This is a genomic window from Paenibacillus montanisoli (assembly GCF_003268025.1).
In the GTDB taxonomy this organism is placed as follows: Bacteria; Bacillota; Bacilli; order Paenibacillales; family Paenibacillaceae; genus Paenibacillus_Z; species Paenibacillus_Z montanisoli.
Genome location: NZ_QLUW01000005.1, coordinates 159153 through 171848, shown reverse-complemented (window position 1 = coordinate 171848; position 12696 = coordinate 159153). Strand labels below are relative to the sequence as shown.

12 protein-coding genes are annotated in these 12696 nt (G+C 48.0%); all 12 read left to right on the top strand.

Translation table 11 applies throughout. From position 1 onward, the window contains the following. The first annotated feature begins 16 nt into the window (after positions 1–16). The 12 genes from atpE (at position 17) to DL346_RS23350 (ending at position 12685) form a co-directional block, all read left to right on the top strand. Positions 17–241 carry a F0F1 ATP synthase subunit C gene (atpE, locus tag DL346_RS23405; protein ID WP_112884815.1) on the top strand — a complete coding sequence of 75 codons (225 nt, stop codon included), beginning with the start codon at positions 17–19 and terminating at the stop codon, positions 239–241. 105 nt (positions 242–346) lie between these two features. Further along, a complete protein-coding gene (atpF, locus tag DL346_RS23400) occupies positions 347–829 on the top strand; it encodes a F0F1 ATP synthase subunit B (RefSeq protein WP_112884814.1) in 483 nt (160 codons plus the stop codon). Continuing rightward, on the top strand, positions 826–1374 hold the full coding sequence (locus DL346_RS23395) for a F0F1 ATP synthase subunit delta (protein WP_112884813.1): 549 nt from the start codon (positions 826–828) through the stop codon (positions 1372–1374). The genes atpF and DL346_RS23395 overlap by 4 nt, the downstream gene beginning before the upstream one ends. 16 nt (positions 1375–1390) lie before the next feature. Then, positions 1391–2905 carry a F0F1 ATP synthase subunit alpha gene (atpA, locus tag DL346_RS23390; RefSeq protein ID WP_112884812.1) on the top strand — a complete coding sequence of 505 codons (1515 nt, stop codon included), beginning with the start codon at positions 1391–1393 and terminating at the stop codon, positions 2903–2905. 82 nt (positions 2906–2987) lie between these two features. Further along, a complete protein-coding gene (gene atpG / locus DL346_RS23385) occupies positions 2988–3848 on the top strand; it encodes an ATP synthase F1 subunit gamma (protein WP_112884811.1) in 861 nt (286 codons plus the stop codon). Positions 3849–3898: 50 nt separating this feature from the next. After that, positions 3899–5317 carry a F0F1 ATP synthase subunit beta gene (gene atpD / locus DL346_RS23380; RefSeq protein WP_112884810.1) on the top strand — a complete coding sequence of 473 codons (1419 nt, stop codon included), beginning with the start codon at positions 3899–3901 and terminating at the stop codon, positions 5315–5317. A 27-nt stretch (positions 5318–5344) separates the two neighbouring features. Then, on the top strand, positions 5345–5746 hold the full coding sequence (locus DL346_RS23375; RefSeq protein ID WP_112884809.1) for a F0F1 ATP synthase subunit epsilon: 402 nt from the start codon (positions 5345–5347) through the stop codon (positions 5744–5746). A 172-nt stretch (positions 5747–5918) separates the two neighbouring features. Beyond that, positions 5919–6704 (top strand): tyrosine-protein phosphatase, encoded by a 786-nt coding sequence (locus DL346_RS23370; protein WP_112884808.1) that lies wholly within the window; start codon positions 5919–5921, stop codon positions 6702–6704. A 93-nt stretch (positions 6705–6797) separates the two neighbouring features. Continuing rightward, positions 6798–9179 carry an S-layer homology domain-containing protein gene (locus DL346_RS23365; protein ID WP_112884807.1) on the top strand — a complete coding sequence of 794 codons (2382 nt, stop codon included), beginning with the start codon at positions 6798–6800 and terminating at the stop codon, positions 9177–9179. A 130-nt stretch (positions 9180–9309) separates the two neighbouring features. Then, on the top strand, positions 9310–10074 hold the full coding sequence (locus tag DL346_RS23360; RefSeq protein WP_240633403.1) for a YveK family protein: 765 nt from the start codon (positions 9310–9312) through the stop codon (positions 10072–10074). Continuing rightward, positions 10055–10747 carry a CpsD/CapB family tyrosine-protein kinase gene (locus DL346_RS23355; RefSeq protein WP_112884805.1) on the top strand — a complete coding sequence of 231 codons (693 nt, stop codon included), beginning with the start codon at positions 10055–10057 and terminating at the stop codon, positions 10745–10747. Before DL346_RS23360 ends, DL346_RS23355 begins: the two co-directional genes overlap by 20 nt. A gap of 120 nt (positions 10748–10867) precedes the next feature. After that, positions 10868–12685 carry a polysaccharide biosynthesis protein gene (locus DL346_RS23350; protein ID WP_112884804.1) on the top strand — a complete coding sequence of 606 codons (1818 nt, stop codon included), beginning with the start codon at positions 10868–10870 and terminating at the stop codon, positions 12683–12685. The last annotated feature ends 11 nt before the right edge of the window (positions 12686–12696 follow it).

Here is a 12696-nt window from a genome sequence, read left to right as displayed (position 1 = left end):
AAGGAGGATTTCTCTAATGGGAGCTTTAGCATTAGTTGCAGCAGCAATTGTATTCGGTCTTGGAGCACTGGGCGCAGGTATCGGTAACGGTTTGATCGTAGGTCGTACTGTTGAGGGTATCTCCCGTCAACCAGAACTTCGCGGTACTCTTCAAACTACAATGTTCATCGGTGTAGCGCTCGTCGAGGCACTTCCAGTTATCTCCCTCGTTCTTGCGTTCATCTTCTTGGGTCAAGCTTAAGATTATTTGTCAAACCACATGGCGGGGAGTGCCAATGCCTCCGCGCCTTCCTTTTGCTGACTGCCCTAGGATGGTCGGCTAATCTACGGAAAGGAGTGACGTACGTTGGATATCGTATGGTCCAATTTTTTCATCCAACTGGTTGCATTCGGGATTCTTTACTGGCTGCTTAGCCGTTACGCTTTCGGTCCGCTCTTCTCCATCATGGAACAGCGCAAGCAGTTCGTGAAAGAACAGCTTGAAAGCGCGGAGAACAGCCGCAAGCAAGCCGAAGCGCAATACGAAGAGCAGAAACAATCGCTTCAACAAGCGCGCAAGGATGCTTATGACATCATCGAGCAAGCGAAGCAAACGAGCACGAAGCAAGCCGACGAGATCGTCAACACAGCTAAATCCGAGGCAACTCGCCTGAAAGACGAAGCTGTCAAAGATATCGAGAGCGAGAAGAACAAAGCCATTTCTGCGCTCCGCAGCCAAGTTAGCGGCATGTCCGTCATGATCGCTTCGAAAATCATCGAGAAGCAAATCGATGACAAATCGCAAGAGCAGCTTGTTGACCAATACTTGAATGAGGTTGGAAGCAAATGAGCCGCGAGAGCGTCGTAGCTAAACGCTACGCTAAAGCGCTGTTTGAACTGGCACAAAGCAATAATGCGGTCGCAGATGTTGAGAAACAGCTGAAAATCGTCGTCGACGTGCTTGCCGGAGATGCGCAAATCCGCAAATTCCTCGGCCTGCCGAACGTCGAAGTGTCGAAGAAGATCGACATTATTAAAGGTGCATTATCTGACGCGGTTACGGTGATGGTACTGAACACGGTTGAGCTTCTTATCATCCGCGGCCGTCATGACGCGATCGCTGATGTTTACGAAGCTTATACGAAAGTAGCGGGCGAAGCGCTTGGTCAGGCACACGCTACTATATATACGGCTAAATCGTTGTCGAATGAAGAGCTGAACAAAGTGTCGGCTCAATTCGGATCGATGATCGGCAAACGCATTATCGCAAAACAAATCGTTGAACCAGCTCTGCTCGGCGGCGTACAAGTGCGCATCGGCGACCGTCTGTACGACGGCAGCCTCTCCGGCAAGCTCGCTCGACTTGAACAAGCTTTGAAAACTCAAGCATTGTAGATAGGGGTGAACGGAATTGAGTATCAGACCTGATGAAATCAGCACGCTGATTAAACAACAGATCGAACAATTTAAATCCGAAATTCAAGTCGTTGACGTCGGTACGGTCATCCAAGTCGGTGACGGTATCGCGCGCGTACACGGCCTTGAGAACGCTATGGCCGGCGAACTGCTCGAATTCTCGAACGGCGTTATGGGCATGGCCCTTAACCTTGAAGAGAGCAACGTCGGTGTCGTTATCATGGGTCCTTACACAGGCATCCGCGAAGGCGACCAAGTTAAGAGAACTGGCCGTATCATGGAAGTTCCGGTTGGCGAAGCGCTGCTTGGCCGCGTTGTAAACGCACTGGGACAACCGGTTGACGGCAACGGTCCAATCAACACGACTGCAGCACGTCCAATCGAATCTCCGGCACCGGGCGTAATGGCTCGTAAATCGGTATTCGAGCCGATGCAAACAGGTATCAAAGCGATCGACGCGATGATTCCAATCGGCCGCGGTCAACGTGAGCTTATCATCGGCGACCGTCAAACAGGTAAGACACAAATCGCGATCGACACGATCGTTAACCAAAAAGGCAACGGCGTTATCTGTATCTACGTTGCTATCGGTCAAAAGCAATCCACTGTTCGTACGGTTGTTGAGTCCCTCCGCCAGCAAGGCGCTTTGGACTACACGATCGTCGTAACGGCGAGCGCTTCCGAGCCGTCCCCGCTCCTTTACATCGCGCCTTACACGGGCTGCTCGATGGGCGAGTACTTCATGTACAACGGCAAACACGTACTCGTTATCTATGATGACCTTTCCAAACAAGCGGCAGCATACCGTGAGCTTTCCTTGCTGCTCCGCCGTCCTCCGGGTCGCGAAGCTTATCCGGGCGACGTATTCTACCTGCACTCCCGTTTGCTCGAGCGTGCAGCTAAGCTGAACGATGAGCTTGGCGGCGGTTCCTTGACTGCACTGCCATTCATCGAGACGCAAGCCGGCGATATCTCGGCTTACATCCCGACGAACGTAATCTCGATTACGGACGGCCAGATCTTCCTTGAGTCCGACCTATTCTACTCCGGTCAGCGTCCAGCGGTTAACGTTGGTAACTCCGTATCCCGTGTAGGTAGCTCCGCTCAAATCAAAGCAATGAAAAAGGTTGCCGGTACGCTCAAGACTGACCTCGCGCAATACCGCGAGCTTGCGGCATTCGCAGCGTTCGGCTCCGATCTCGATAAAGTAACGCAATCCCGTCTGAACCGCGGTGAGCGCACGCTTGAAATTCTGAAGCAAGGCGTTAACGCGCCATTGCCTGTAGAACGTCAAGTCGTTTCCCTGTACACGGTTACTCGTGGACACGTGGACGATCTTCCGGTTCAAGACGTACGCCGTTTCGAACAAGGCTTCCTGGCCTACGTGGATGCTAACAAGCCAGAAATTTTCGCTTCCATCCGCGATACGAAAGATTTGACTTCCGACAATGAGAAAGTGCTTGTTGAAGCGATCAAAACATTCAAGAACAGCTTTGCAGCGTCGGTTTAAACTCATCTAATAGCGCGGAATAGAACTGTCCCGGGTGAAGCTGAGCTTCACCCCGGGCGCAGTAATAAGGTGGTGACAACGAATGGCTAAAGGTATGCGCGAAATTAAGCGCTCGATCAAGAGCAAGCAAAATACGAAACAGATTACGAAGGCTATGGAGATGGTTGCATCCGCGAAGCTCAAGAGAGCCCAAGATGCAGCCGTAGCTTCCCGTCCATATACGGAGAAAATCAAAGAAGTCGTAGCGAGCATTGCATCGGGCGGAGGCGCGATTAAGCATCCTATGCTGCAAACCCGCGAAATTAAGCGTACGGCCTATCTGGTCGTGACGTCGGACCGCGGTTTGGCGGGCGGATACAATGCGAACGTGCTTCGTAAAGTATGGACGGAGATTCAGGAGAAACATAAGTCTCCTGCTGAATACGACGTCTTCGTCATCGGACGCAAAGGCCGCGACTACTTCAAGCGCCGGGGCGTAGCTCTTGCCGGAGAAGTAACGGGACTTTCCGATACACCTAAATTTGCCGATATCAAGTCCGTGGCGGCAGCAGCCGTTAAAGGCTTCGAGAGCGGCACTTATGACGAATTGAATTTGGTTTATAACCAATTCTACAATGCCATGACCCAAGTTCCTGTCATTAAGCAGCTGCTTCCGTTGGATCAGTCGCAATTTACAGGCGCGAAGGCTAGCTACGAATATGAGCCGTCACCTGAGAAGGTGCTCGACGTTCTGCTTCCTAAATACGCCGAAACGGTTATTTACAGCGCGGTATTGGAAGGCAAAGCGAGCGAGTTCGGCGCACGTATGACTGCGATGGGCAATGCAACGAAGAACGCGACGAAGATGATCGCCGGCTTGACGTTGACGTACAACCGTGCTCGTCAGGCAGCAATCACGCAAGAAATCGCGGAAATCGTCGGCGGCGCGAACGCGCAGGCTTAGGATAAGCGATACAGCATTTTCCTTCGGAAAAACAATAAGGAGGTACACCAATGAGCAAGGGGCATGTAGTCCAGGTAACAGGTCCGGTTGTCGACATCGCGTTCGAGAACGGTCACCTGCCTGAGATTCTTAATGCGATAAAAATTGAGAAAAAAGCTCAAAACCCGGGCGAAGTCAACATTAACCTTACGGTTGAAGTTGCGACTCACCTTGGCGATAACCTGGTTCGCTGCGTTGCGATGTCTTCCACTGACGGTCTCGTCAGAGGTACAGAAGCTATCGACTTGGGCAACCCAATCACAGTACCTGTAGGACCAGCAACACTAGGCCGCGTATTCAACGTACTCGGCGATCCTATCGATAACAACGGCGATGTTGACCGTACGATCTCTAACCCGATCCATCGTCAAGCGCCGACGTTCGAAGAGCTTTCCACGCAACAAGAAATCCTGGAAACAGGTATCAAAGTTATCGACCTTATGGCTCCTTATGCTAAAGGCGGTAAGATCGGTCTCTTCGGCGGCGCGGGCGTAGGTAAAACCGTAACGATGCAAGAGCTGATCCACAACATCGCGCAAGAGCACGGCGGTATCTCCGTATTCGCCGGCGTTGGCGAGCGTACTCGTGAAGGTAACGATCTTTACCACGAGATGAGCGACTCCGGCGTTATCAACAAAACAGCGATGGTATTCGGTCAAATGAACGAGCCTCCGGGCGCGCGTCTTCGCGTAGCTTTGACAGGCTTGACAATGGCTGAGTACTTCCGTGACGAAGAAGGCAGAGACGTACTACTGTTCGTCGATAACATCTTCCGCTTCACGCAAGCTGGTTCCGAAGTATCCGCATTGCTCGGCCGTATGCCGTCCGCGGTAGGTTACCAACCAACGTTGGCAACTGAAATGGGTCAACTGCAAGAGCGTATCACTTCGACGAAAAAAGGTTCCGTTACTTCCATTCAAGCGATCTACGTTCCTGCCGATGACTACACGGATCCGGCTCCTGCAACGGCGTTTGCCCACTTGGATGCAACGACTAACCTTGAGCGTAACATCGCCGCGATGGGTATCTTCCCAGCCGTTGACCCGCTCGCGTCGTCTTCCCGTATTCTGACGCCGGAAATTCTTGGCGAAGAGCACTACCAAGTAGCGCAATCCGTTAAGAAAGTTCTGCAACGTTATAAAGAGCTTCTGGATATTATCGCGATCCTCGGTATGGACGAATTGTCTGAAGAAGACAAGCTGATCGTTCACCGTGCGCGTCGTATTCAAGTGTTCTTCGCGCAACCGCTTCACGTTGCGGAGGCGTTCAATGGTATCCCGGGCTTGTACGTTCCTGTTAAAGAAACCGTACGCAGCTTCAAAGAAATTCTTGAAGGTAAGTACGACCACCTTCCAGAATCGGCATTCCACAACGTCGGAACGATCGAAGACGCGGTTGCTAAAGCGGAAAAACTCGCTCAAGAGGTTTAATCGCCTAAGCGCTGAGGAGGTAATACCATGAGCTCCTTTTTATTGGAAATTGTAACGCCTGAGCGTAAGGCTTACGCTGAGGATGTAAATATGATTATCGTCAAAGGCTCTGAGGGTGAATTGGGTATTCTGCCTAATCACATCCCGATGGTTACGCCTTTGCGAATTGCTCCAGTCACGATCAAGAAGGACCGCTCCGAAGAGGTTATCGCCGTGAACGGCGGTTTCCTCGAGATCCGCAAGGATAAAGTGGTCATCTTGGCTGAGAGCGCCGAGCTGCCGGGCGACATCGATATCGCCCGCGCAGAAGCGGCGAAGCAGCGTGCAGAGCAACGCCTGAACGGCAAGCGCGATGAGTTCGACCAAGTTCGCGCTGAGCTTGCTCTTCAGCGCGCCCTTAACCGGATCTCGGTTAAGTCGCGCGTTTAGACGCTAGCGGCAAAGACTGATTTTCCCGCAGTCGCACTGCGGGGGAATCAGTCTTTTTTTTGTTAAAGGCCTCTAATTATTTTTTCATAATCCTAAGGAATTTCTAATTCTTCACCCTATTTCGATTCGACTTTAGTATAATAAAGTGACGAATCATGAAGGAGTTTGTAGAATGATCGACATTCATACGCATATCTTGCCGGGAATCGACGATGGTGCCGCAGATTTTGACGAATCTCTCGATTTAGCTAGAGCGGCAGTGGCCGATGGTATAACAGCTATGATTGCTACTCCACACCATGCAAATGGTAGATATATGAATGACGCGGCTTTTACCCGGGAGCAGGTTGAGCGTTTACGGGAAAGTTTTGCTGCGCACAAAATACCTCTCGATCTATACATCGGACAAGAAGTTCGAATCCATAGTGATATGTTTGATGCGTGGAGCGCAGGAGAGCTGGCTACATTAGCCGGGTCGCGATACATCCTATTGGAAATGCCGTCTTCTACGGTTCCGAAGCGAATGCTAGAGTACATACATGAGTTTACGATTATGGGGATCAGACCGATTATCGCCCACCCTGAGCGAAATGCAGAGGTCGTGCAGAACCCGGACAAGCTGAGAGAGATGGTAGATGCGGGTGCATACGGACAAGTGACCACGCATTCCATTCTGGGCGGCTTCGGAAAGCAGATTGAACGCTCGGCGTGGCAGCTCTGCAGAACCGGGCTTATCCATACGTTATCCTCGGATGCCCATCACATTCATCGCCGCGGATTCCGCTTGCGGGAAGCCTATGATCGAGTGAGATCCGAGCTCGGCGAGCAATTTGAACAATGCTATATACATAACGCGGAAGCTATTATCGCTAATCAAGAGCTGATAGAGTCGCCTGTGACAAAAACGAGACAAAAAGGGAAAAGCTGGAGAAATATCCTAAATTTCTTTCAAAGTTAATTGACCTATTGTTAGAGTCAATGGTAGTATTGGTAGTGATTGTTACATAAAGCGGCAATATCAGACAAAAATTGAGACTGAGGTGACTTGAAAGTGACTTTCAAAAAGAAACTAGCAGTAACAACACTAGCAGCCAGCCTTGTAACTGGTTCGCTTGCAGGATTGCCACTTAGCAGCAAGGGTCTTGCAGAGCAACTTGGTTTGGTTAACGTTGCTTCGGCAGCGACTGCGACTCCACCGACTTATGCAGAATTTATGGCTAGACTGGACCGCATTCATACTGCGCTGATCGCAGGCGGCGAAGCGCAAAGCGTTCGCGATCTTCGCGATGCAATTGCTTCTTTGGACTATAGCACTCATGGTTCTCTTGTGGATCCATTGTGGGCACTTCTCCCAAGCGAGATTAAAGATAACGCAGACGTAAACTTCAAACAAGTATTGTTTGATGTGTTCCAAAGCGTAGGTACTGTCATGTACAGCACACGCAACGAAGAGATCGATGCGATTCGCGCCGATGCCGATCTGCAAGCTGCTCTGGTAGAGCTAGCTAGCATTACTGGCACATCCAAGCTGACAGTGAACGATCTGCTGGCATTCGGTAACGCTGTTGAACTTGCAGCTGTTCACCAAGTGAAAACAAACCTCCCTGACTTGCTTGCAGGCGGAGATAAAGCAACAATTATAAGCAATTTGATTGAAGCTGCTATTACAGAAGCATTGAGCGATGAATCGCTCAAAGTGAATGCAATCATCGGCTGGTTCGCAGACCATACTACGGCTACAGAAGAAGAAGTGGCTGACGCTGTAACTGCTACTCTTGAAGGCCTTCGTGCAGCTGCAACGCCTGCAGATAAAGAACTAGTAGCTAAAGCTACTACGGCTCTAGCTATTGCTTTTGTTCGTGCTGAGGCAACTAACGCTGTTGTTGAATCAAACAACGGCCGTACAAAATCTTTTAAACTCTCGCTGGAAGGCATTGAGATTCCTTCTGCATTGTTGACTTGGTCTGTGACTGGCGACGCTAACATAACTGTGGATCCGGATAATGCCGGCGTAATCAATCTTGCAAGCTCTGCAACATCGGGTACGGCAACACTTCAAGCAAAACTCTTGAATAGAGTGGTTTTCCAGCAAGTAGTTACGCTCAATTATAACCCTGGTGGCATTTTTGTTCCTCCAGCCCCTACAGTCTTCGACGCACTTCGTGACCTTAAGAGCAAGATTGCTAACGCTACAGGCGCAGAGAAAGACAAGCTGATCCAAGAAGCTATCGCGAAAGCGATGGAAGCGATCAATGCCATTTCTACAATCGATGTTAGCAAAGACGTCGTAATCGTTGACGGCAAAGCTAAAGTAAACGTGAGCGGCGCAGCAGTCGGTAAAGTCATTGCCGATATTACTGCCATTATCAATGCTCTGAAGGATGCTGCTCCTGGCGCAGAGAAAATACTGCCCAAAATCGTAGTAACTCTTCAAGCTGGAAAATTGGATTCCAAAGATATCACGTTTAACGTTGATGCAGATAGCATCAAGAAAGTGACTGCGGGCGGTATCTTTGGTGTTAAGTTCGGAGTAAATGGCTTCGGTGCTGTTATTCCAGTAGGCCAAGCAAAAGATAACAAGATCAGCTTCAATGTAAAGAACGCTGCGGCTACAAAAGAAGTAATCGGTTCCGCGAAAGGTGTATCCGATGTATTCGACTTTAGCCTCGTAGTAGGAGACGAAGCTGTTCATCAGTTCAGCCAACCGGTACAAGTTGAGATTCCGGTACCAAGCACAACTGGTGTTGATACGGATCTTCTTACATTAGCGAAAATTGTTAATGGCAAGCTGCAATTCTTTGGAGGTAAATTTGCGAAAGGATTCTTTACAGAATCCCGCGATTCTTTCTCTTCCTATGTAGTTGTTGAGAATAAAGTAGCATTCTCCGACATCACTAAAGTTAAAGCTTGGGCTGGTCGCCAAATCGAGGTGATGGCTGCTAAGGGCGCAATCCAAGGCCGTGCTGCTGGCAAATTCGTACCAAGCGGTGAAGTAACTCGCGCTGAGTTCGCGAAAATGCTTGTTCAAGCACTTGATCTGGACAATGCATTAGCTAAAGAAGGCTTCAGTGATGTAAACGCTACGGATTGGTTTGCTCCATATGTAGCTGCAGCATCGGAAGCAGGCATTATTAAAGGACGTACAGCGACATCTTTCGCGCCTAAAGCTACTATTACACGCGCAGAGATGGCTGTCATGGTTGCTCGCGCATTGGAAGTTACTAAAGGCGTTAAAGCTGGTGCAGAAGATCTGAAGGCTCTGGAGGCATTCAAAGATGCTAGCTCCATAAACGCTTCCTTGAAAGACGGAGTCGCATTCGCGGCGAACAATGGTTTGGTTGTAGGCGATAAAGGCAAGTTCAGCCCTAACGCTACAGCTACACGTGCTCAAGCGGCAGTAATCATTTACCGTGCGTTCAATTTCAAGGGCTAATTATGTAGCTTTGATGCAGTTTTAATATACATCCCCCTTCAGTGGGGGATGTATATTGCTTTTAAGAACGAATTCTTACCAAAATTAACCCATGACCTATAACTGAAAATGTGAGGGATATGATGTGCAGATGGAATTAGAGCTCCGAGACTATATCCAGATCATCAATAAGCGAAAGTGGATGATAGTAGCTATTGTATTGGTCTGTTCAATGGCAGCGGGGTTGTATAGTTACTTCATGATTAATCCGACCTATGAGGCGTCAACGAAAATTGTTGTCAATAACACATCGATTGATAAGACAGGTACTGATCCGGGTTTAGGTGATATCGAAAGAGACCTCCGGATGATTAATACTTACAAAGAAATTATCAAAACGCCGGCCATTATGAAAGAGGTGGCGGAGCAGCATCCTGACTTCAATATGAATGCCGATGAATTGATGAATAAAGTAATGGTTAATTCGGTCAACAACACACAAGTGATGACTCTGATTGTTAAGGACCAGTCATACGAGAAGGCCGCTAAGATTGTTAATGCTGTTTCGCTAGAGTTTAAAGAGCAAATCCCTACAATTTTTAATGTACAGAACGTGACGGTACTAAACTTGGCTGAGTATAACCCGGAAAAAGTTTATGCTCCTGTGGGTCCAAATATTAAATTGAATATCGCGATTGCTCTTATTGTTGGGCTTATGGCTGCGGTAGGAGTAGCCTTTATGCTTGAATATATGGATGACACGATTAAGACGGAAGCGGATGTGCTCCGTTATCTGGATCTTCCGACGATTGGCCAAATTGCAAAAATGGATCATACAGAGTTAGAACAGAAGACAGCTAAGAATGCAAGAAACATTAAGGCAGGTGAAGCGAGTCATGTCCAAATCGGAAAATAAGCGGCAGTTAATTTCCTTCCTGGAACCGAAATCACCGATTTCAGAGGCATATAGGGCGTTGAGGACCAATATCGATTTCTCTTCCATTGACGAGAAGATTCAAGTCATCATGACAACCTCCGCTTCGCCTGGAGAGGGAAAGTCCACAACGATCGCCAATCTTGCGGTTGTCTATGCGCAGGCGGATAAGAGGGTTGTCCTCATTGATGCCGATTTAAGAAAACCAACGGCTCATCACACCTTCGGTGTGAGTAACCGCAAAGGACTTTCATCTGTTCTTTCCCGCCAATGCGAGCTTCATGAAGCGGTCCAAAGTACACATGTACCTAATCTTTCAGTCATTACATCCGGGCCTATTCCTCCCAACCCATCCGAGATGGTAGCATCCGGACGTATGAGCGCATTAATAGAAGAGCTGCGTAATCAATTCGATATTATCCTCATCGATACGCCCCCAACGCTAGCTGTTACCGATGCGCAAATTGTAGCCACGAAGGTTGACGGCACTATTCTTGTACTTGATTCAGGTAAAGTCAAACGAGATATGGTCATGAAAGCGAAGCAGCAACTCGCTCAAGTGAATGCGAATATACTTGGTGTCGTACTGAATAACATCAAAAAGAAAAATAGTGATGGTTACTATTATTATTACTATAGCAACGCTGAAAACTAGTCCCAAAGTATTGTTAAGATAGTAAAAAAGTTCTATTATTATATATGGGCACCTTGTCGAATACTGCCAAATTTGGTGAGATAAGACTGCCTATATTAGTGAGGACGCGGGGGAAGTCAAATGCTTTATAAGAAGCGGTCAATGATTTTATTCGTGCTTGATATTTTAATCGTTTGTTTCAGCGTCGGGACATCTTATTTGTTTCGCTATGACTTCAAAATTCCTAGCGATCAAGTACCGCAGATGCTGGCTTATGCTTCGTTTACTTCGTTGATTTGCGGCCTCATGATGATTTACTTCAAAATGTATCAACGCATATGGAGATATGCCAGTATAGGCGAGATTACTTCGCTGCTTAAGGCTGTAGTACTTGGTTGGTTAATTTCTTACGGGATAACCAACTACTATATTAACGAGCAAGTAGAACCGTCGGTTGCTGTTCGATCAATTGAAACCATGCTGCTTAGTATGGGGGGCATTCGTTTCTTATGGCGAATGATCAGTAAGAGCGCGAAGCCTACTAAAGATAAGGCGAAGGTTCTAATTGTCGGTGCAGGAGACTGTGGCGTACTAATTGCGAGAGAAATCATGAGTAATGCAGCTTCGGATTTAACCATTGTCGGATTCGTTGACGATGATATACACAAATACCGGATGCATGTACTTGGAAAACCGGTTCTAGGCAATCGAAACCATATAGAGAAGATTGTTTCAGAACATTCGATTGATGAAATCGTCATTGCAATACCATCTGCGGCTAAATCTGAGTTAGCTCCTGTTATCTCGATGTGCAAAAATACAGGAGCTAAAGTCAAGATTATCCCTGGCATTCATGATTTGATTGCAGGTAAGGTGTCTGTTAACGCAATGAGAGACGTCGATCTGGAAGATCTCTTGGGTCGAGATCCAATATTGCCGGATTTGAAGGGCATCGCAGATTATGTAGCAAATAAGACAGTTCTTGTCACTGGTGCTGGAGGCTCGATCGGCTCCGAGCTGTGCCGTCAAATTATCGTATTTAGGCCGACAACATTGTTATTGCTAGGTCACGGCGAGAACAGTATTTATTCCATTGAGATGGAGCTGCGATCACGTTTCCCGGACCAGAAGATCGAGACGATTATCGCAGACATCCAAGATCGTTCGCGAATTGATGATGTGTTCCGCAGGTTCAGACCTAATGTCGTATTTCACGCAGCAGCCCACAAGCACGTGCCATTGATGGAAAGAAACCCGGCAGAGGCCGTTAAGAATAATGTGTTCGGTACGAAGAACGTTGCAGATGCTGCAGATAAATATGGGGTAGAGCGTTTTGTTCTCATATCTTCGGATAAGGCCGTTAACCCTTCCAGTATTATGGGGGCGACTAAGCGTATCGCAGAAATGTACATACAAACAATGGATAAACAGAGCAATACCAAGTATGTTGCCGTTCGTTTCGGAAACGTGCTGGGAAGCAGAGGTAGTGTTATTCCAAGATTTAAACAGCAAATTGCTTCAGGTGGACCGGTGACGGTAACCCATCCGGAGATGGTTCGATTCTTTATGACTATCCCGGAGGCTGTACAGCTTGTTATTCAGGCAGGTGCCTTCGCTGAAGGTGGAGAAATCTTTGTGCTCGATATGGGACAACCAGTGAAGATTATAGAGCTGGCAGAAGACGTCATTCGTTTATCGGGATTCGAACCATATACAGAAATTCCGATTGAGTTCACAGGTATTCGAGAGGGAGAGAAGCTTTACGAAGAGCTTCTACTGGATGAAGAAGCCATTGCGAAGACGAAGCATAATCGGATCTTCATCGGTAAACCTCTCGGAATTAATCGTGTTGAACTGGAGCTGCAGTTTAAACGATTAGAGAAAGCAATCATTGACGAAAAAGATGCTGTCAGAGATGTGATCGAGTATATTGTTCCGTTGTATAAAGATGTTTCTTAACTTCACGATCT